The organism is Dyella kyungheensis (assembly GCF_049913195.1).
GTDB lineage: Bacteria > Pseudomonadota > Gammaproteobacteria > Xanthomonadales > Rhodanobacteraceae > Dyella > Dyella kyungheensis.
In genome coordinates, this window is record NZ_CP183983.1 from 2,280,047 (window position 1) to 2,300,041 (window position 19,995).

A 19,995-nucleotide genomic window follows, 5' to 3' on the forward strand; every position below is an offset into this window, starting at 1 on the left:
CCCGCTAACCATCACCAACTCTATGGAAGTTGATCATGGCTACCCGCGATCATACGGTACGCATTCGCTCGTCCGTTCCCCCTGACGACACCCTCACTCCTCCGCCTGATGACCCGTCATCCACAGCGGTGGCATGGCCCGAAACCCTGCGTCATGGCACGCGCGGTGATATCGCCCTGGCGGTGCTCGCCCTCACGCGCCTGCGTTTGGACAGCGAGCAGTGCCGCCACGCGCAAGCGCGTGGATTCCCCGGCAGGCCGCTGCCATGGCCGCTTCCCGTGGCCGTCACAGCCAGCCTGGGCACGGCGATCCACTGCCTTCAGCAGTACGCCCGCCTGCTCGGTGACGAGCATCGAGTGAACACCACACGCCTCCGATGATCGCCGTTTCGGCGCATCGGCCGGCAGGGCGATGCGCCACATTCGGGCGATCACCGACGAAGCTGCCAAGCATTCACTGACACGGAGCGCTGTAAGCGCCTATCCGCTGCCCGGCCGTGTCCGACAGGGAGAACAGTTATGGAACTGATCCAGCTCACCCCGCATTCGGAAGTGGACCCCTCGCAGCCGCTGCGAGCCCCCGGCGACATCCTGCTGCACGCCTATCTGATCCCAAGCGCACTCAACCCCGCCCAACTCGCCCGTCGCTCCGGCATCCCCTCCGATCACATCAAAGCCTTCATCGCCGATACCCATCCCATCACCCCCAAGACCGCGCTGCGCCTTTCCCTCATCTTCGACACCACCGCCTTTTATTGGCTGGCACTTCAAGCGCGCTACGATCTGGAAAGGGCGAAGCCTGCGATCCGTGCCTATCGTCCACTCGTTGATTGAGCGAGTTAGGGGGTTAATTGTCCCTGGCACCATTTCCCTGCTTGCCTTGTGCAAGCAGCTCCTTTTTCCGTTCCGCCATGCTCTCGCCCAGCGACTGCAGCGTGGCCTTGTCGAGTAGTTGCTTCGCCTGCTTGAACAGGTCGCCTTCCTCTTCTTCGATATGGTGCTCGATGAGTTCCTTGAGCACTTTCGCGCGGCCCGAGAATTTCTCGGAGTTGGGCTCGGTCTTGAACAGGTCGGGCAGCACCAGGTCTTCCGCGGCGCGGTGTTCTTCCAGCGCCTCGTAGTACATCTTCTCCTGCTCCTTGCCGCCCGCTTCGCGGTAGGCCGGATAGAAGATCTCTTCCTCGATGGTGGTGTGCGCGTGCAGCTTGTGCTGGATGGTGTCGATCAGCTCCGCGCGTCGCTTGACCGCACGAGACGTCGTTTCCGACAGCTCCTCAAGAAGGCCTTTGACCTCTTTGTGGTCGGATTTCAGTAACTGGATGGCGTCCATGATGCGGCCCTTGGCTGAGTTGGTCGCTACATCGTGCGACAAGGCGCGTGAGGCCACGGGCGCAAGGGCGAGAAGCTGCCGTCAATGCGGGGTGCGCCGTTTAGGCTGCAACGGTGGCAGTCCGGCCGAGAAAAGTTGGGCCAGGCGCTAACGGGCGACCGCGACGGACGTGGTTATTCCATGGGTCGTCCGTCTCTTTTGCGGCCTGAGCCGCCGCCAGCTCGCGCACATCGATGTGATGCCTCCTTCATCCTCGGCGAGCTATATCACCGGCCAGGCGTGTGGTGGGTCCGGTGGGTGAGGGTGGTCTTGATCTCATAAGGCATCGCGCGCGTGCACTGGATGCGGGTGATCGGGAGCGGCGGTGCGTTATCTGGTATGGACATTCGCATTGATCGTGCTGGTCGCCGCTGCGGTGCTCGCGGCGGGTTGGCGTCCGCCGTATCACTACAACCCCTGGGCTGCGCTCGATCTGCGTGCCGCCCCGGATTGGCTGACGCGCTTTCGCCTGTATCGGCTGGGTCGGGCGCCGGACCAATGCCTCGCTGCGTTGGAGCGCAGCGGTGCGTCATTCACATCCGTACCCGACAAGCAGGCGTCGGATGGATGCGGATGGCAGCATGGCGTGATGCTCCGGAGCACGGGCATGGCCCGGCTTGAGCGACCGACCGTGGTGACCTGTCCATTGGCCGCTTCGCTGGTGATGCTGGACCTGCATGTGCTCCAACCCAGCGCACAGGCCGCGTTTGGCAGCGGAGTCAGCACCATCGAGCACGTGGGCAGCTATAACTGCCGCGCCGTCAAAGGCGACGACGGCAGTGCGCTGAGCAGCCATGCGCAGGCGCGCGCCATCGACGTCACCGGCTTTCGCCTGAAGAACGGGGATGACATTACCGTGGCGCGCGATTGGCGGCGCCCGCCGGCTGGGCCGTTCCTGCACGGCGCGCAAGCTCAGGCGTGCTCCTATTTCGGCATGGTGCTCGGGCCTGATTACAACGCTGCCCATGCGGGGCATTTTCATATGCAGGCCGGCAGCGCGGGATGGTGCCGATGATCGTGTTGCTTCATTTCCGGTGGCGGCGGCCAAGTAAATGATGGCCGTGGCCATGCGAGGGAGGCGTCTGCGCGGGGCGCCCAATTAACCGGTGCTTCATCCAAAAACTGGAAAATTTTCACCATCCACTGCAGTAGTTCGTTCTATTCTTTTCTGGTGATAACCGGGTAGGAGGGACGTCCAACAATGATTGAGATCGTCGGCGTGCACCGGGGCGTCGTCTACAACGCGAACTATGTTGTCGACGGGGAGGAGACGAATTGGCGGGCTTCCTTCCAGCGTGGAGAAGACACTTTTTCACGCGAGGGCAGGCTTATGCACGGTTGGCTGGATGAGGCCGATGTCCGCAGCCGGGTGCACATCGCCATCCAGCGATACATCGAGAACACGCTGAGCGAGGCGCTATCGCCGGCACCGGACTTTCTGGCCGGCTCGAAGGAAACGAAACCGAACAACCAGGGCGCTTCCTAGCGTCGACATCATCGCGGCCAGCAGTAGAACGACGCGCAAAACATCGGTGTTCGATCCACGCTGATCGTCGCGAAGGGACGTCAGCGGTAGAAATACAGAGTGCAACCCCGTGGAATTACGGTTGCCCGCGGCTTGTGCCAGCGATCACAGTATCCGCTTGGTTTCTAGGGGACCAACGCCATGGATACCCGGGGCTGCCCGCTTGCCTGCTGCATACGAACCATCCTCGCTGCATCGATGGCTTCGCCTGTTGTCTTCGTTCCCGTTGCCATGGCGCAAGTCGTCGGGCCGGGCACGTTCACTGCACCCGTCAATGTCGGCAGTGGCACGACCACGCTCGTGGGCAACACCACGGTGGATGTGCGCAGCGGTACCAGCACGCCATCGACGGCGAACGCTACCAACGTCACGGCAGGCGGGACGTTGAACGTCGACACGAGCGCAGGACCCAGCCCGGGTGCCATCGTGCTCTATACCGATTCCGGCCATGCGTTGTACGCCAACGGCGGCACCATCCGGGTTCCCTACGGCGTGAACATCGTCACCAGGAATGGCAGCGCCGCATTTGCCAATGGCAGCGGCAGCACCATCCAACTGGCCGGCGGCACTGTCTCGGTGTTGAATCGCGGATTCGCCGCTGCGGCGATCGGCGGTTCCATCGATATTTCGGCCACCAGTTTCAACGACCCGCTCCTGTCCGGCGGAACCGCGCTGGGCAATGGCGCCGCGGTCGATGGCGGTGGCGTCATCAATTTCCTCGGTGGCAACCGGCTTTACACCAGCGGCTTCACCAATGCCGTGGGCCTGGGTGCCTCCGGGGCGAACTCCGCCATCAACGTGAGCGGCAGTCTGCCTATCACGATGAGTGGTCTGGGCTCGTTGGGCGTTTACCTTTACCGGGGCGGTCAACTCAACGCGACAGCGCCGATATCGCTGATCTTCAACGGCGCCAGCAGCGTGGGCATGACGGTGGATGGCACGACGATGGCCGCGCCCATATCCGGACTCTCGATGACCTTCAACAGCACGAGCGGCACCGCCGGTTCGGGCTTTGTGGTGATCAACAGTGGTTCGGCCGCCGCGGACACGCTGACGGTGGGCGGTGCAGGCGCGGCACTCGGCGTGTGGGTGCAGGGATCGAGCGCGACGCTGACGGGTGCCAGCGTGATCACTATCAACGCGACCAACAATTCGCAGCTCTGGCGTCTCAGCACATCATCGTTGGTCACCAACCCGATCTTCGGCACCGTTAACGCCAGCTCCTATCGCGCCGGCTTGCTCAATCAAGGCGGCCAGATCAGCAGTACGGGCACCACCATCAACGCCAACGCGGCAGGCAGCTATGGCGCCTACGCGGGCGCGCACGGCAGCGTCGCCAGCCTCACGACGATGGCGAACAACACCGTGACGGCGAGTGGCGCGCGTAGTTGGGGGCTGATGGCTTACGCCAACGGGCAATACACCGTGACGGACTCGACCGTCGCCAGCAACGGCGGCTATGGCGCGCTTTACCTCTGGGGCTATGCGAACCCGTCCAACAACCAGGTCACGACTTTTCCGAGCGTGATGAATTTCACCAACACGCAGGTGAGTGGCACAGGCGGCGCCTACGGCCTCTACGCGGTGAACCAGACCAAGGGTCTGCAGGACTCGGTGAGCTTTACGGGTGGCGGCTTGAGCAGCGACAGCTTTGCGATCGAGGCGACCGGCCCTCTGCTGTTCACGGCAACCCAGGGAGCGAAGATCAGTGGCGATGCCGGCCTGGTGGATGCGTTCGCGATCAGTCCGGGCACCGGCGAAGCCACCAAGGTGGACATCTTTGCTTCCGCTGGCAGTGAGTTGAGCGGATTGGCCCAGGCCGATAGTGCAAGCCAGGCGAACATCACGCTCACCGATCATTCGAGCTGGATCGGCGAAGCCTTCTACGCCACCAACGTCACCGTGGATGCCACCAGCAGCTGGACGATACCGGCCAGCTCCGTGCTTTCCGGGCAGCTGAGCAACAGCGGCCTGGTGCAGTTCACCGCGCCGGTCAACGACGTGTTCAAGAGCCTGTATGTGCACGACTACGTCAGCGATCCGGGCACATTGGGCATCAACACCTATCTTGGCGACGACAGCTCGCCGACCGATCGCCTGATCATCGATGGCGGCACCACGCGGGGGAACGGTTTGATCGCGGTGGCCAATGTGGGAGGTCCCGGTGCACTCACCAGTGCCAATGGCATTCCGGTGGTCGAGGTGGCCAACGGCGGCACGACCACGGGGGACGCGTTCGCGCTGAGCGGTGCCGTGGTGGCGGGTCCCTACGAGTACACCCTTCAGCGCGGCGGCGTATCGCCTGGCACCGAGGATTATTGGTTCCTGCGTTCGACGAGGAGCTGCGAGGGCAGCACATCTCCCGAGTGTCCGCCGCCACCGCCACCACCGCCGCCGCCGCCTCCGGATCCTCCGCCGCCGCCTGCGCCGCCACCGCCCGCACCGCCGCCGGATCCCAACAACCCACCGGCACCGCCGCCCGAGCCCGAGGCGCCGCCGCCGGTACCTGCACCCGTGGAACCGGAGACACCGGCCACGCCGTCGATACCCAACTACCGCCCCGAGGTGTCGCTGTACACCGCGCTGCCCGGCATGGCGCTGCGTTACGGCTGGGCCACGCTGGGCAATCTGCACGAACGTGTGGGCGAGGAGGAACAACTGCGCGATCGTAGCGATTTCAGTTCGGGCAACACCTTCAATGCGTTGTGGGTGCGGGTGATCGGCGAGGACGGCGACGTCACCGGTGCGTCACAGGGTATCTACGATGGCGGGCCCAAATACGACTACAACATCGAAGCGTTCCAGGCGGGCCTCGATGTCTACGCCGAGCAGCACGACAACCAGCAGCGCGATCACGCCGGCCTGTATCTCGGTACCGGCCGCATCCGCAGCGACGTGACCAACTACGACGGCACCAACGCGGGCCGCGATGTGGTGAAAGGGCAATCGCTCGGCCTGTACTGGACCCACTTCTGGACGGAAGGCCAGTATCTGGACGCGGTATGGCAGGGCACCTGGTCCAAGTCGAGCGCGCAATCGATGGAAGGGCTGGCCTTGCACCATTCCGGCTTCGGCTGGGCCGCGTCACTGGAAGGCGGCTACCCCTTCCATGACGAATCGCAAGTGTGGGAGCCGCAGGCGCAGGTGATCTACCAGCGCTTCAACGACGGGCAGTCCAGCGATGCGGCGGCCACGGTTCGTTTCGACGATATCGATTCGCTGGCAGCGCGACTTGGCCTGCGCTGGGCGGATACGTGGAAGCTGGAGCCTGCCGCGAACGGCAGTCCCCGCCTGTTCACCGGCTGGCTGCGCTTCAACGTCTGGAAGGAGTTCAAGGGACAGCCGACGACGTCATTCTCGTCCGAAGACGGCTTCGTGCCGTTCGAGGGCAGCATCAAGGGCTCTTGGTGGCAGCTCAACGCCGGAATGACCTGGGAGCTGGACAAGAACACCTCGTTCTACGCCAATCTCGGTTATCAACGCGGCTTTGGCAGCAAGGACTTCGATGCCTGGGACGGGAAGCTGGGTTTCCGCTGGAACTGGTGAGCAAGCTCTGGGTGCATCTAGGCCATCGGTGAGATTGGCAACGTCCGCTTCCGGCGCGAGGCTGGCCCGGCTGGCATCCGGCCCGTGTCGATTCCGCCCGCACTCGTTCGTCGAACTCATGAAGGCGGCCATGCCGGTCGCCCTTTTTGCCGAGGAGAAGACAGTCATGTCCTATATCGATGGCTTCGTGATCGCCGTACCCAACGCCAACCGCGAGAAATTCATCGAGCACGCGCGTACCTTCGACGTCATTTTCATGGAGTTCGGCGCCATCCGGATCATGGAGTGTTGGAACGACGACGTGCCCGAGGGCAAGGTCACCGATTTTCGTCGCGCGGTGCAGGCGACGGCGGACGAATCGGTGGTGTTCTCGTGGGTGGAATGGCCGGACAAGGCTGCCCGCGATGCCGGCATGAAGAAAATCATGGAAGACCCGCGCATGCCGGGCATGGGCGACATGCCGTTCGATGGCAAACGCATGATCTTCGGCGGCTTCGTGCCCGTGGTCAGCCTGCCCGAATAGAGGGCCTGAGGATGTAAGGGCCTGCGACCGCTGGATCGATGGCGCCCCCGTGCGGGAGGCGCTGTCGCGGTCGCCTGGTTTCATCGAAATCGAACAACGGGCTATTCAAAAGCGACCGGGCAAGAAGAACGCCAAGAAATCCCCGGTTGCCAAATGACGGCCAGGCAAGCCGCTATGCAGGCTGGTTCGTGGCCGGTGGACGCAAAGGCATGTATGGCGTGGAATTCTACGGGGCCGCTTTCAGGTTTCGCGCTGCGCTGGTTTCCTCAGCCTTCGAACCGATTGGCGGCGGGCGCGGTGCGACGCGGCCCAACGTGATGTTCTTGGATGCTCGCACTTCACGGTTGGAAAAAGTCCATATCTCCCCCGTTTCAGTAATCATCACCGTCCAATAGAGATCCGACTCCGGCCCGTAGTCGGTCAAGATGTGGGCGAAGCCTTCGCCTTTGGGCGTGTTCATCGGAAGAGGGGGATTCAGTTGCAACATGGATATCTCCGGCTTTTCCGATGATGTAACCCCTCCTTCGTGAGGCACGTGCATGTTCGTGGTTAACGCTGCTTGCGGCTCTTGCGCGTGGCTGGGTGCTTCTAAGGCGCGCCGCCTTGCTCCTGCCACTGCTTGAACATCGCGCACATGTCCGCTGTCCAGCGCGGCTCACCGCATGACGCAGGCGGCATATGACCGCTGACGACCGATTGATAGATGGCGTCCGCGTGCCGGAAGACGCTGTCGCGACTGCTGAGGTCCATGCTCTTTTTCATATGGGCGATGTCCATGCCGGTGAAAAGAGGGCGGATATCGCGGTCAAAGCTGAGTGGGGTTGGCGCGGGCATGTTCATCTCCCGATTCGAGCGGAGGACGGGTACCGGGGCGGGGAATCGTTCACGGACGTAGTCCCTGAAAGCATGGGGCTCCCGAGGCGAATCGGGCGACCTAGTGACTGCTTTCGCCGGCCCGGGAAAAGCGGTTGGAGATATCGCGGAACTTCGCCTGGATCTGGACAAACGCGTCGGTTATGTCGGGATCGAAATCGGTCGACCGCTTCGCCTCGATATAGGCCACGACCTGATCATGCGACATGGGTTCCTTGTAGACGCGCCGTGTGATCAGCGCATCGTAGACATCGGCCACGGCCATGAGGCGTGCCGAGAGCGGGATGTCGTCGCCGGCCTTTCCCTCGGGGTAACCGTGACCGTCCCATCGTTCGTGGTGGCAATAGGTCAGTTCCTTGATCACGGCCAGAAAGGGTACGTGGACGCCGAGCCGATCTTCCGCCCTTTGAATGGCGTCGCGGCCCAGCGTGGTGTGCGTCTTCATGATCTCGCGCTCGTCCGGGCTTAGCGGGCCGGCCTTGAGCAGGATGGCGTCGGGCACGCCAATCTTTCCGATGTCGTGCAAGGGCACCGAGTTGCGCAGGAGTGCGCGCGCCTCCGGGTCGAGCTGGTCCGCAAACCGGCGATGCGATGCCAGGTGGTCGGCCAGGGCCATCACGTAATTCTGGGTACGCCTTGCGTGGCTCTCGGTTTCGAGATGGCGAATCTCCGCGAGCGAGGCCATGGTCAGCACGGCGATCTCTTTCAGGATGCTGATCTCCCTGGAGCGTTGGTCGATCTCTTGTTCAAGGTTGCCCCGTCCGCTTCTGGTGGCGCGCACCGCGGCGCTGAGTTGAAGCTGGTGGGCGACGCTATGCCTCAACGCGGTGGGGTCGACGGGTTTGACAAGGCATTCGTCGATGCCAAGCTCAGCCGCCAGGGATTCGGTGACCGTGCTTCCCTGGCTGCGTAGCACGATGACGGGAATGGTGCGGGTGGCGGGCAGCGCCTTCCACTGCTTGCAGAAGACCGAAGGCGAGTCTTCCGAGAAATCCTCGTCGAGCAAGACCAGATCTGGCAGCCCCTGGGTGCCAAGGCACACCCATGCTTCTTGCGTCGTGCCTGCAAGTTCGAGCGCATACAGCGGACTCAGCATGTCGGCCAGGGCGAACCGGTCGTGCGGCGACCTGGCCGCGATCAGTACGGATGGCCGATTGAGGGTGTCGGGCAGAACCATAGGCTGCTCCAGCGTGCTTCGTGACCATCGTGGGCCGTGAGAAACCGGCGCGAAGCAACGATCAGTCTTCTCGCGTCTGTCCGCCTGGACAACCGTATTTCTACCAGGGACGGGTTCGTCCCTTTACCTAGCGCGGCTCCGCAGCGCGCTGTTGGAAGTGCGGCTCACGGCATCGACCTCGTTGAGGACGGCGGTAAGCGGCGGGGCATGGTTGCCACAGCCGCCGCGATGGTGTGCACGCCCTGGCGCCGTGCGCGACTCAGCTCAGGGCGGGGTCCAGCGACACGTCTGCCATGCGCCTGGTCATGCCCTGGCGCACCAGTCCTTGTTTCTCCGCTTCGCGGATCAGGGCGATGCTGTTGTGCACGCCAAACAGACGCAGCAATGCCTGCCGATGGCTTTCCACCGTGCGGGGCGAGATGCCCAGTGAGGCCGCGATTTCCGCGGTACGGAAGCCGTCGGCGACGCAGTTGATGATCTGTCCTTGTCGGCGCGAAAGCCGGTGAGTCGGCGGCGGGGCGAGCATGATCGCGGTGAGCGCGCTCGGGCTCAGATATTGATAGCCATGCGCCACTGCCTCGACTGCCCTGCAAAGCTCTTCGCTGACCAGTTGCTTCACGACATAGCCGTTGCAGCCGGAAAGCAGCGCTTCGCGCGTGACGGCCGGATCGCCGTGTGCCGATAGCGCAATGAAGGGCACGCTGGATCCCTTCTCGCGCAATTGCTGCAAGGCCTGAAAGCCGCTGAGCATCGGCAGGGTGATATCGGAAACGACCAGGTCGATGGCGCCGGTGAGTACGCGTTTGACCAGGGTTATTCCGTCGTGTGCGATCTCAAAGGAACCGATGACCGGAGAAAGCATATCGGCCATTTCCTCGGCGACGCGCTGATCGGCGTCTGCCAAAAGCACCCGGAATGACGGCAAGTCTTTCGTTTGAAACGAAGAGTGGTCAGTCATGGCACACCTCCCTGGTGCAGCCTCGATGATCGATGAGGTCAGACGTACACCGCGCGTTGGAGCTGCGCCCATCGCTCGCGTGAGAGGCGGTGGACGCAGCCATGTCATTGGACAATTCTTCCGTATCTGTTTCGCCCCTTGCGCGACATCCGCCAACCATCAAATGGCTTCATGTCCCGCGGAGTAAGCAGGGTGCCTCGACATCGATAGCGGCTGTCGGATGGACCTGCCAGAGACCTCCTGGCCCGGATCGAATCTCAAAAGTGCCAGGTGTAATTGAAACTGGGCCCACTGATCTGGGCTTTCTTCAGGAACTTGTCGCTTCCGCCTTGCTCGTATTTGATATCGCGGTAACTGAGCGCGATATCGCCCCAGTGGAACCCGTAGCCCACGCCGATGTTCAACTGGTAGGTGTTGTCGGAATCGCCGGTGCCTATGTCGGCGTAGTACGGGAAGTACCAGCCCGTACCGGCGAACGGCGTCCAGCGGCCGCGCACGCCGATGATGGCGTTGCCGGCGTGCGTTTGATTGTGGAGGTGGCCACTGCCTTGCAGGATCAACGCATCCGCATTGTTCACCACATTGAGGTTCCAGCTGATGTTGCCTTTCAACCACACGTAGCGCGCGCCGAAGAGCAGGTCGGCATAGCCGAGCGTGCCGTGCGTCATCGTGTACAGCCCGGCCAGGGTCACCAGGCCGCCCTTCATGCCCCAGCGTGTGTCGAGGTTGGCGTCCGCGCCGAAGCGCTCGCCGCCGATGGAGGTGAAGCGGCCTTTCTCGTTGGAGAACTTGATCCAGTCGATGTCGCCGAACAGGCCCCAGTTTCCCTTGCGAATATCGCCTTCCAGCAGCAGCGCTCCGCTGAGACTGCTCAGGGGATCGCTCTTGTTCTTGACGGTGACTTCCGGGCCACCACTGGGAAGTTGGTATCGGGTCTCCCCGGAAACGCCAGGAAGCCAGCCGTAGGGCGTGATGCTTCCATGCCAGTTTCCATCCCAATAATCTTCCGACTGCGCGAACGCCGGTGCCGTGAAAAATGCAGCGCCAAAGGTAAATACGAGTCCAGATACGAGAGGGCAGCAGGCAAAAAGATAATCGGAACGGTCACGCATGATGACCACCTCAAAGATCTAATCGTCAGACCATAGTGACGTAATAATTTGATAATGCCCAGCAAAAACTTGCCGGACTAAAGGCATAAGTAGATCTACGCGCTGATAGGATCGTGATTAATTGGATTATCAAACTCGTGCGTGTGTATTTATTTTGCGTATTTCTACACAGTGATTATCAGTAATTAGCCACTGGATTTGCCGGCGATTTCGACTCATGCTGAAAACCAGCCTAAGCGCGCATCGCTGGGTGATTCTGGCGCGGTTTCCGAAAATCACCGTGTGCGTGCATCCCGAGGAGGGTGCGCGCTCACGACACGCGCGCTTCCCTTGGTCGCCGACAGAGAGATGGTTCCATGAAAACCTTCGACTACCCGCGTTGCTTGCTTCTGGCTGTCGTTGCGGCGGGCGTGCCTGTCCTGTCAGTGCACGCGCAAAGCTCTACGCAGGCTCCGCCAGTGACGGCGACAGCCCACGAGCTGGCCAATGAGACGGAGACCGTCAAGGCGACCGTGGTGTCGATCGATCATCAAAAGCGCCTGGTAACGCTTCGAACAGCCGCTGGCAAGGAAGACACGGTCGAAGTAGGACCGGCCGCCACGAGGTTCGATCAGATCAAGGTCGGCGACAAGATCACCATGACCTATCAACACGCCGTCGCGCTCGAGTTGCTTCCTGCCGACAGTGCGCAGGCGGGTACCGAGGTCGAGGGCGGCATCACCCGGGACGAGAAAAGCAACAAGCCCGGCGGTACGGCCGAGCAGGCGGTGACCGTGACAGCCAAGCTGACAGCGGTCGATCTCACCAAACATACGGTCACTTTGACCGGGGCGGATGGCAAACCCCGCGTCATCGAAGTGAGAGACCCGTCGCGCCAGGCCCGGCTTGCCAAGCTCAAAGTCGGCGACATGGTCCGCATCACCTACGCCGAGGCGTTGGCGGTCGCAGTCAACCCGTAGGGACGGGACCGTGGCAGGTGCGTGGGATGTCGGGCGTATTGCTCGATCGCCTGGGTCATGGGAGGACCCAAGGGATCGACTCAGGGGAGACGATGATGCGAACCGATGGTCCGCATCATCGTGTCCGACGTATGCACCGATCTAGTTGCCAGCGCCCGAGCTTGCGACGGTGAGTTCCACACGGCGGTTCTGTGCCTTGCCTTCCGGCGTGTCGTTGGAGGCGATGGGGTTCTCCTCGCCATAACCCTTGGCCGACACCAGGCTCGGGTTGACGCCCTGCGAGATCATGAACTGCTGCACATTCTCCGCGCGTTTCTGCGACAGGATGAGATTGCTCGTGATGCCTTGCTTCATCAGCTCCGGGCCGATGGGCGTGCTGTCCGTGTAGCCGCTCACGTTGATCGTGTTCTTCTGATGGGGTGCAAGAATCTTGGCGACCTTGGCAATGCTGGTCTTCGCCTGTTCGGAGATCTGCCATCCGCCCGAGGGAAACAGCAACTGGTCGTTGAGTGAAACCTTGATCGCGTCCTGCATGCGCGAGATGCGCACGTCGCGCGACTGCACCTCGCTACCCATGCTCGCGTTGAGCTGCTGGTACTGCGCCTCCAGTTCGGCATTCTTCTGCTGCGACTCATCGTACTTCTGCTGGGATACACACCCTGCCGCCAGGAGTGCCACGCCCAGTACGCATAGCTGCGGAAACTTGATCATGGGAGTTCCCTCACGTTGATGACTTGCCAGGAGTCTATCTTCGATTCGTCGAACAGGATTTTCTAGTTTGGTCTCGTCACGTTTATGCAATCGTCGCCGAATTGGCGTTAATGAAATAGGAAGAAATAAACCGCTTTTTATCCGTGTATTGCGCTCACTAAGTGGAAACATGTAAGTGCGATGAGTAGAGCTACTTCCGTAGTCGACTATGCAGTGGCGTGCTGGTGGAGAAGAACCTTCGCTGCGTCGTTCTGCTCGATGGTCGACATGGATACTTCGATGATCGATGGCGTTTGCCGGTCACGCTTCCATCATCGAAAGAAGTGGATAACGCACCCATGGAATTCGTTCGCTTAGATAGCCATCCATGCATGGATTTCTGAATGACGTTGCAGTGGGATTGTTGGGCCTGACGACGATCGCCAATCCGGTGACCAGTGCCACGGTTCTGCTGGCGCTGACAGCGCGTTACCCGGAAGCGGAGCGAAATCGGCAGGTGTTTCGTGCTGCCATCTATGTGGCGATCGTGCTTCTGGTCAGCTTTTATGCGGGCAGTGTGGTGATGCGCCTGTTTGGCATTTCGATTCCCGGGCTTCGCCTGGCCGGCGGCCTGATCGTTTCGTATATCGGCTTCGGCATGTTGTTTCCGCCGGATCGCACGAGAGAACCGCGGGCTCCGGAAGCGGGCACCGATGATATGACGACCATGCCGCTGCGTGACATTTCGTTCGTCCCTTTGACCATGCCATGTACCACGGGACCCGGCACGATTGCCTTCATCATCAGCGCGGCTTCAACCATTCCAACGCGTAGCTATTCCTACTCGGTGCATCTGGCTGTCATAACGGTTGCGGTGCTCTTTACGCTGGAGTTCTGGGCTTGCCTTCGTGGAGCCACCACCATCTTGCGGTGGCTGGGGGAAGGCGGTGTGGATGCGCTGTCCCGCGTGATGGGTTTTCTGCTGGTGTGCATCGGGGTGCAATTCGCCATCAATGGGGCTCACGAGCTCCTGCAGATATGGCGACTCGTTTGAGCTTCAGGGCGATCTGAATGGGGCGTTGATTCGATACGAGGCAGGTGCCATGCCAAGAGCCAATATCATCGTCGTCGTGGATGACCCGAACGAAGTCGCTGCCGTTGATGCGTGGTTTGCACGATGGCGATCTGCGCTGAACCATGTCTCCGAGGATTACGGGTGGAGTTGCTGCATGCACATCTGGCAGCTCGAAGGGCCGGCCGAGGCCCTGGCCGAGCTTCCGCCGTCCGTCGTTACCGGTGACGAATGGACAAGCTAGCGAGCAACGCCGCAGCCACACAGGGATAGCCGAGACTCTGCCGTCGAAGGTGCCAATCCATGTATCTCAAGTCCATGTACGAGCGAGCGCTGTCCCGCGGGCTGCTCGATGTCCTGATTCGCGCCGGCCTGATCGTGGCGCTGGTGATCTTTTGCTACGAGATCTTCAGTCCCTTCCTTCACCTGATGCTCTGGTCGGTGATTCTCGCCATCACCCTCTATCCTCTCCAGCTCAGGCTCAGGGGAAGATTGGGCAACCGCGACGGTCGCACCGCGACCCTGATCGTGCTGATCTCCGTGGCCATCCTGATGGTGCCGATCTACCTGTTGGGCACATCCCTGACCGAGTCGGTGGAAAAGGCGCTGGACGTGGTGAAGGAAGGCCGAGTCCGTATTCCGTCGCCAAGCGAGTCGGTGGCGAGTTGGCCGTTGATCGGAAAACCTTTGTATGGCTTCTGGCTGCAGGCCTCCACCGACCTGACCGGCTTGGCACAAAAGCTAGCGCCGCAGCTCAAGGAAGTGAGTCTCGGGCTGCTGGGCAAACTCGCCAATGCAGGCCTTGGCTTGTTGATGTTCATCGCTGCCCTGATCATCGCCGGCATCCTGATGGCCTACGGCGAAAGCGGGCACCGCAGCGCAGTGAAGATTGCCACGCGCATTTTCAGTTCGGGGAAGGGGCCGCAGATCACTCACCTGTGCACCGCCACCATCCGGGCGGTGGCGCAGGGCGTGATCGGTATCGCGTTCATCCAGATGCTGCTGGTCGGCGTCGGCTTCGTGCTGATCGGCATTCCTGGCGCCGGCCTGCTTGCCCTTGCGGTGCTCTTGCTGGGCATCATGCAACTGCCGGCCACCTTGATCACGATACCGGCCATCGCCTACGTCTTCGCGACCGAAGGGGCCAGCGTCGGCACCATCGTTTTTGCAGTCTATGTGTTTGTCGCCGGGCTGGCCGACAACGTACTGAAGCCCTTGTTGCTTGGCCGCGGCGTCGATGTGCCGATGCCGGTGGTGTTGATCGGCGCGCTGGGTGGCATGGTCACCGGCGGCATCATCGGCTTGTTCATCGGTCCGGTGGCGCTGGCGATCGGCTACCAGCTGTTCTGGCAGTGGGTCGAGGAACAGCCGCCGGAGGATCGGATCGAGCAACCCGGACAGCCCTGAATCGAACCGGCCGCATCGTCGCGGAGGAAGCCACTCGTGCTGCTCAATCTGTTGATCGGCCTGCCGGTGATGTTGATCTGCCTGCTGCTGCAGGCGTTCTTCCTCAACATCAGCCTTCGCCAGTACGCCCGTTACAAGCTGGCGCATGCAGGCAGCGAAACGGCGAGCGGCAATGTATTGCTGTTGTACACCGTGCTGCTGTTGCTGACGCTGGGTTACTTCACGGAGACCGTGATCTGGGCAGCGTTGTTCATGCTGCTGGGCGAGTTCGACGATTTCAGGACGGCGCTCTATCACTCGGGAGTCAACTTCGTCACCTTGGGCTATGGCGACGTCGTCATGTCCGCGCGCTGGCGCCTGCTCGGGCCGCTGGAAGCGGCCAACGGAATCCTGATGTTCGGCTTGTCCACGGCAGTGATGACCGCGGCGGTGCTCGACATCATCAATCAGAACAAAGCGAAGATGAAGAAGCGCAGGCGCAGATGGAGGATTCGCCGGCGCCGCGAGCCCTAGGAATACACAGGAAAAGTGCGTATTTCCAATTCAGTATTTCATTGTTTTTGACGGCCTGGGAAAGATTTCTCGTGGATTAAGTATTTAGCCATATGGCCATCCAAATGATTAGGCGCGATTATTTGCGTCGAATCGCCATGTCTTGATCGAAAGCCTCCGCCATCGATCAAGGATCGGAAGTTTCTCCAGGTTTATCCACACAGGGGCGGAATAATTCATTGATCGATCGCCGGTCGTTTCGGTCGGCTGCGAGTGCTTGCGTGGCAGGTCGCGCTAACTCCGAAATTCGGAATCGGGAGGCGGTGATGAACGGCAGCACCAAGAAGATGAGCATGATCCAGCTGACCGTCCTGGTGGCGGTGAACATGATGGGTTCAGGCATCATCATGCTCCCGGCAAACATGGCCCAGGTCGGTGCGATTTCCTTGACGTCATGGGCGGTCACGGCGTTGGGTTCGATGGCCATCGCCTACGGTTTTGCGCAGGCCGGCCTGCTCAGCCAGCGTGCCGGCGGCATGGCGGCCTACGCGGAAGAGGCGTATGGAAAGGGCGGTTACTTCCTGACCTTCTTTCTCTATTTCCTGTCGCTGGCCATCGGCAACGTGGCGATCGCCATCTCCGCGGTGGGCTATCTCGCCGCCTTCTTCCCGTGGCTGTCGTCGACGCCCATGGCCACCTGCCTCGGCGTGATCGGGTTGATCTGGTTGACGACGCTCGCGAACTTCGGTGGTCCGAGTGTCACTGGCAAAATTGGCTCGATCACCGTGTGGGGCGTCATCGTCCCGGTGGCCGGCCTGTCGATCATCGGCTGGTTCTGGTTCAAGGGATCGACTTTTTCCGCTGCGTGGAATCCTCAAGGCCTGAGTTTCTTCAAGGGCATGGATTCGAGCATTGCACTGACCCTGTGGGCCTTCCTTGGCATGGAGTCCGCGGCGCAGAACTCCGATGCCGTGGAGAATCCGAAGCGCGACGTTCCTATGGCGTGCATGCTTGGCACGCTGGGCGCTGCCGTCATCTACATCCTGTCCACCACGGTGATCCAGGGCATCGTGCCCAATGCGGAGCTGGCCAAGTCCACCGGACCGTTCGCGCTGGCTTACTCGCAGATGTTCAACCCGACCGTGGGCGCGATCATCCGGGCGCTGGCCATTCTTGCCTGCCTTGGTTCGCTGCTCGGTTGGCAGTTCACCATCGCGCAAACGGCGAAGACGGCTGCCGAGGGACGCATGTTCCCGACCTTCTTCGCCAAGACCAACAAGATGACGGCACCGGTCGTCGGCATGATCGTGATGGGCGTGGTGCAGAGCGTGATGGCGCTGTCCACCGCATCGCCGAGCCTCGGCGAGCAGTTCGCGGTGCTGGTCAACCTTGCCGTGGTGACCAATGTCATTCCGTACATCATGGCGCTCTCGGCACTGATGATCATGATGCGCAAGGCATCGGTTCCCCAGCACACCTTCAGGCTCAATGCGTTCGTGGTGACCGTGGCGATGCTCTACAGCACCTATGCCATCTACGCGTCCGGTATGGAGGCCGTGCTCGGCGCAACCATCGTGATGGCACTTACCTTCGCCATCTACGGCTTCCTGGCGCCTCGCTTTACGGCTCCCATTGCCGGGGAGCCCCTGCGTGGATAACTCGCCATGGCAGAGAAGGCTTTCCAGGAGAGACGACATGTCACGCATGAATAACGTTGTTGTGCGTAACAGCCTGTTGCGCTGGGCGATGATCGGGCTGCTGGCGATGCACGTGCCGGCGATCATGGCGCAGAGCGAGAGTCCGGGCAGCGCGACGCTGGAGCGCGTGCGTGCGAGCGGAAAATTCACCATCGGCTACTACGCCAACGCGCGTCCCTTCACCTATCGGGACAAGGAAGACTCCGCCGACGGTTATGCGATCGCCGTGTGTCGCCAGGTGGTGGAAGCGACCAAGGAGCTGCTGCACGCGCCCAACATTTCCACGGAGTTCGTGGCCGTCGATGCCGCCGACCGTTTCAAGTCCGTTGCCGATGGCCGGGTCGACCTGCTTTGCGGGCCGTCCGCACCGTCCTTGAGCGCAATGACCGAGGTTGGTTTCTCGATCCCCATTCTGTCCGGGGGCACCGGTGTGATGTTGCGCAAGGATGCGCCGGTCGCATTGCGCGATTTGCTGGAGACCGGGCAATCGGCTGGCAAGCCGATCTGGCGAGGTTCGCCGATGTTGGCAGTGTTGCAACAGCGCAATTTTGCCGTGATCGGGGATTCGCTGTCCGAAAAGCTGCTCAAGGAGCGCCGTGACGAGCTGAAGGTCAACAGCGTCGTTACACCGGTGTCCGATCTCGATGCCGGTCTGAAGGCGCTGCTCGATGGCAAGGTCGACGGCTTCTTTGCCGAGCGCAATGTGCTGCTCGATCTGGCCAAGAAGGACGGAACGGGGCAGGTGGTCGTGCTGAACCGGACCTTCGACAACGAGCCTTTGTCGTTGGCCCTGGCGCGCAACGACCCGGATTTCCGTCTGCTGGTCGATCAGGCGCTGAGCCGGCTCTACCGCTCGGGAAAGATCAATCCGATCTACGAGCAATACATGGGCAAGCCCGACCAGTCGGTGAAGGACTGGTTCCGCGATACGGCGTTACCTGAGTAAAGCGAAGAGCGCACCGACGCACGTGCTGCGCCGGTGCCATCTCGTTCTGTTTGGTTGAGCTGATGTCTTTGCATCTTTGGATACCGACCGCGTGTCCGGCACCAGCTTCCCGTTCAGTGCACCTAGGTTGACTGGAGGCACCAGCATGCATCGGCCAACGTTCATGCGACAGCAGACGCTCCGCTGCGCGCCACTATTGCTAGTCGGTCTGGCGACCTTCAGTCCGGGAGTGATGGCGCAATCTTCCGAGACCACGGAGCTCAAGGCGCAACTGGAGCAAGTCAAGGCGCAGATGCAGGCGCAACAGCAGGTGATGCAGAAGATGCAGTCGCGCCTGGAAGAACTCGAAGCGAAGGAGCACGCCCAGGAAGCCAATGCCGCGCAAGCCAAGGCCGCGGCACCGCCACTGACCAGCCCGGCCACCGCGCCGCCGTCGCCCACGCCTTCCGGGCCGCCGCCTTATCGGCCACCTTCGTCCATTGCCGGTGCCTACGAACCCCTGCCTGAGGGATACGTGCGCCTGGGCGACACGGGCAACCTGCTCAAGATCGACCTGATCGCCCAGCTGGACGCGATGGCCGACAGCACCTACATGGGCGCGGCGGATCTCTTCGTTCCCTCGTCGATTCCCGTGCGTGGGCAACCGCTCTACGACAGCGGACGACGCTCCAACATGAGCGCCAAGCAAAGCGTCTTCCGCATGGACTTCCAGCGCCAGACCGATTACGGAACGCTCAAGGTCGTCTACAAGAACAACTTCTTCGGCAGCGGCAGCGGCGACATGCCGTACAACCTGCAGGCGTTCTACGGCGAGCTGGACAACGAGCATTACTCCCTGCTGGCCGGTTACAACATCTCGGCGTTCACCGATATCGACGTGTTCCCCAATACCCTCGATTACGAGGGCCCGAACTCGTTCACCTTCAAATACGGGCCGCAGATCCGCTTCTCGCCCGTGCTGTACCGGAGCGGCGAGAGCGCCTTGACCTTGCCGATGTCGCTGGAGAAGCCGAACGCGGACATCAGCGTGATCGAGGGTTTCAACACGTATTCGCGCCGCCCCGACATCACGCTCGGCCTGCGCTGGCAGGCGCCGACCTGGCACATCCTGTGGGCGAATATCCTTCGCGACCTGCGCGTGGAAAATGCCACGGCGCGCACGCGCAGCACGTCGGGCTTCGCCACCCAGCTGACCGGCACCACGGCGCTGTTCGAGCACGACAGCATCCAGGGATGGGCCAGCTACGGCAAGGGCTACGCGAACTTCCTGCAGGATATTTCCGGGCTGGGACTCGACGCTGCGTTCACCACCGAAGGCGACCTGCGTGCGATCCGCGCGCGAGGCTTTGGTGCAGGCTACACGCATGCGTGGCGCGAGGACCTGACCTCCAGCCTTGCCTATGGCTATCTCAGGATCAGCCCGCAGTCGAACATGCTGATCAATCCGGACCAGCCCAAGAGCACCAAGTTCGGGTCCATCAACCTGGCCTGGAAGTTCAGCGAACGGGCCATGTTCGGTGTGGAGTACCTGTGGGGACAGAACATTGCGCTGACCGATCTGCGCGGGCAAGGACAGCGTCTGCAAACCACCTTTCGCTATGACCTGAATCCGTAACGTCCCGCGAAGGTGCCTGGCGAGGGCAGCGCGGG

At 61.6% G+C, this 19,995-nt stretch carries 21 protein-coding genes; 14 read left to right on the forward strand and 7 right to left on the reverse strand.

Annotated elements, in window-relative coordinates:
• Nucleotides 1-35: 35 nt before the first annotated feature.
• Both ACN9MB_RS10195 and ACN9MB_RS10200 read left to right on the forward strand, forming a co-directional pair.
• A complete protein-coding gene (locus tag ACN9MB_RS10195) occupies nucleotides 36-380 on the forward strand; it encodes a hypothetical protein (protein ID WP_426271722.1) in 345 nt (114 codons plus the stop codon).
• 138 nt (nucleotides 381-518) lie between these two features.
• Entirely contained in the window at nucleotides 519-833 is a 315-nt protein-coding gene (locus ACN9MB_RS10200) for a HigA family addiction module antitoxin (RefSeq protein WP_204637119.1), read from the forward strand.
• A gap of 13 nt (nucleotides 834-846) precedes the next feature.
• Here ACN9MB_RS10200 and ACN9MB_RS10205 read toward each other — a convergent pair whose 3' ends face one another.
• Nucleotides 847-1,329 carry a hemerythrin domain-containing protein gene (locus ACN9MB_RS10205; protein WP_426271723.1) on the reverse strand — a complete coding sequence of 161 codons (483 nt, stop codon included), beginning with the start codon at nucleotides 1,327-1,329 and terminating at the stop codon, nucleotides 847-849.
• Nucleotides 1,330-1,693: 364 nt separating this feature from the next.
• On the opposite strand from ACN9MB_RS10205, the gene ACN9MB_RS10210 reads away from it, so the two are divergent.
• From ACN9MB_RS10210 to ACN9MB_RS10225, 4 genes are all read left to right on the forward strand, one after another.
• A complete protein-coding gene (locus ACN9MB_RS10210; RefSeq protein WP_426271724.1) occupies nucleotides 1,694-2,383 on the forward strand; it encodes an extensin family protein in 690 nt (229 codons plus the stop codon).
• A 186-nt stretch (nucleotides 2,384-2,569) separates the two neighbouring features.
• Nucleotides 2,570-2,854, forward strand: coding sequence for a hypothetical protein (locus tag ACN9MB_RS10215; RefSeq protein WP_426271725.1), 285 nt, complete (start codon nucleotides 2,570-2,572; stop codon nucleotides 2,852-2,854).
• Nucleotides 2,855-3,034: 180 nt separating this feature from the next.
• Nucleotides 3,035-6,439 (forward strand): autotransporter outer membrane beta-barrel domain-containing protein, encoded by a 3,405-nt coding sequence (locus ACN9MB_RS10220; protein ID WP_426271726.1) that lies wholly within the window; start codon nucleotides 3,035-3,037, stop codon nucleotides 6,437-6,439.
• 166 nt (nucleotides 6,440-6,605) lie between these two features.
• Nucleotides 6,606-6,962, forward strand: coding sequence for a DUF1428 domain-containing protein (locus tag ACN9MB_RS10225; protein WP_204635811.1), 357 nt, complete (start codon nucleotides 6,606-6,608; stop codon nucleotides 6,960-6,962).
• 226 nt (nucleotides 6,963-7,188) lie between these two features.
• Here the strand turns inward: ACN9MB_RS10225 and ACN9MB_RS10230 are convergent, their stop codons facing one another.
• The 5 genes from ACN9MB_RS10230 to ACN9MB_RS10250 all read right to left on the reverse strand — a co-directional run bounded on the left by ACN9MB_RS10230 (nucleotide 7,189) and on the right by ACN9MB_RS10250 (nucleotide 11,082).
• A complete protein-coding gene (locus ACN9MB_RS10230; protein WP_426271727.1) occupies nucleotides 7,189-7,449 on the reverse strand; it encodes a hypothetical protein in 261 nt (86 codons plus the stop codon).
• Nucleotides 7,450-7,550: 101 nt separating this feature from the next.
• Nucleotides 7,551-7,796, reverse strand: a complete 246-nt coding sequence (locus ACN9MB_RS10235; RefSeq protein WP_426271728.1) for a hypothetical protein — start codon at nucleotides 7,794-7,796, stop codon at nucleotides 7,551-7,553.
• A 100-nt stretch (nucleotides 7,797-7,896) separates the two neighbouring features.
• Nucleotides 7,897-9,012: an HD domain-containing phosphohydrolase gene (locus ACN9MB_RS10240; protein ID WP_426271729.1), complete on the reverse strand. Its 1,116-nt coding sequence runs from the start codon at nucleotides 9,010-9,012 to the stop codon at nucleotides 7,897-7,899.
• A gap of 259 nt (nucleotides 9,013-9,271) precedes the next feature.
• Nucleotides 9,272-10,078 carry a response regulator gene (locus ACN9MB_RS10245; RefSeq protein WP_426271730.1) on the reverse strand — a complete coding sequence of 269 codons (807 nt, stop codon included), beginning with the start codon at nucleotides 10,076-10,078 and terminating at the stop codon, nucleotides 9,272-9,274.
• A gap of 149 nt (nucleotides 10,079-10,227) precedes the next feature.
• Complete coding sequence (locus ACN9MB_RS10250; RefSeq protein ID WP_426271731.1) at nucleotides 10,228-11,082, reverse strand: hypothetical protein; 855 nt, start codon at nucleotides 11,080-11,082, stop codon at nucleotides 10,228-10,230.
• A 356-nt stretch (nucleotides 11,083-11,438) separates the two neighbouring features.
• Between ACN9MB_RS10250 and ACN9MB_RS10255 the strand changes: the two genes are divergently transcribed.
• Complete coding sequence (locus ACN9MB_RS10255) at nucleotides 11,439-12,041, forward strand: hypothetical protein (protein WP_426271732.1); 603 nt, start codon at nucleotides 11,439-11,441, stop codon at nucleotides 12,039-12,041.
• Between the two features lie 141 nt (nucleotides 12,042-12,182).
• Here ACN9MB_RS10255 and ACN9MB_RS10260 read toward each other — a convergent pair whose 3' ends face one another.
• Entirely contained in the window at nucleotides 12,183-12,752 is a 570-nt protein-coding gene (locus tag ACN9MB_RS10260) for an OmpA/MotB family protein (RefSeq protein WP_426271733.1), read from the reverse strand.
• A gap of 367 nt (nucleotides 12,753-13,119) precedes the next feature.
• On the opposite strand from ACN9MB_RS10260, the gene ACN9MB_RS10265 reads away from it, so the two are divergent.
• From ACN9MB_RS10265 to ACN9MB_RS10295, 7 genes are all read left to right on the forward strand, one after another.
• Nucleotides 13,120-13,785, forward strand: a complete 666-nt coding sequence (locus ACN9MB_RS10265) for a MarC family NAAT transporter (RefSeq protein ID WP_426271734.1) — start codon at nucleotides 13,120-13,122, stop codon at nucleotides 13,783-13,785.
• Between the two features lie 49 nt (nucleotides 13,786-13,834).
• Complete coding sequence (locus ACN9MB_RS10270; RefSeq protein WP_426271735.1) at nucleotides 13,835-14,047, forward strand: hypothetical protein; 213 nt, start codon at nucleotides 13,835-13,837, stop codon at nucleotides 14,045-14,047.
• 59 nt (nucleotides 14,048-14,106) lie between these two features.
• Nucleotides 14,107-15,210, forward strand: a complete 1,104-nt coding sequence (locus ACN9MB_RS10275; protein WP_204635821.1) for an AI-2E family transporter — start codon at nucleotides 14,107-14,109, stop codon at nucleotides 15,208-15,210.
• A gap of 36 nt (nucleotides 15,211-15,246) precedes the next feature.
• Nucleotides 15,247-15,723, forward strand: a complete 477-nt coding sequence (locus ACN9MB_RS10280; protein WP_426271736.1) for an ion channel — start codon at nucleotides 15,247-15,249, stop codon at nucleotides 15,721-15,723.
• 305 nt (nucleotides 15,724-16,028) lie between these two features.
• Nucleotides 16,029-17,360: a putrescine-ornithine antiporter gene (gene potE / locus ACN9MB_RS10285; protein WP_204635823.1), complete on the forward strand. Its 1,332-nt coding sequence runs from the start codon at nucleotides 16,029-16,031 to the stop codon at nucleotides 17,358-17,360.
• Between the two features lie 46 nt (nucleotides 17,361-17,406).
• On the forward strand, nucleotides 17,407-18,345 hold the full coding sequence (locus ACN9MB_RS10290) for an amino acid ABC transporter substrate-binding protein (RefSeq protein WP_426271737.1): 939 nt from the start codon (nucleotides 17,407-17,409) through the stop codon (nucleotides 18,343-18,345).
• A gap of 232 nt (nucleotides 18,346-18,577) precedes the next feature.
• Nucleotides 18,578-19,960: a DcaP family trimeric outer membrane transporter gene (locus ACN9MB_RS10295; RefSeq protein WP_426271738.1), complete on the forward strand. Its 1,383-nt coding sequence runs from the start codon at nucleotides 18,578-18,580 to the stop codon at nucleotides 19,958-19,960.
• The last annotated feature ends 35 nt before the right edge of the window (nucleotides 19,961-19,995 follow it).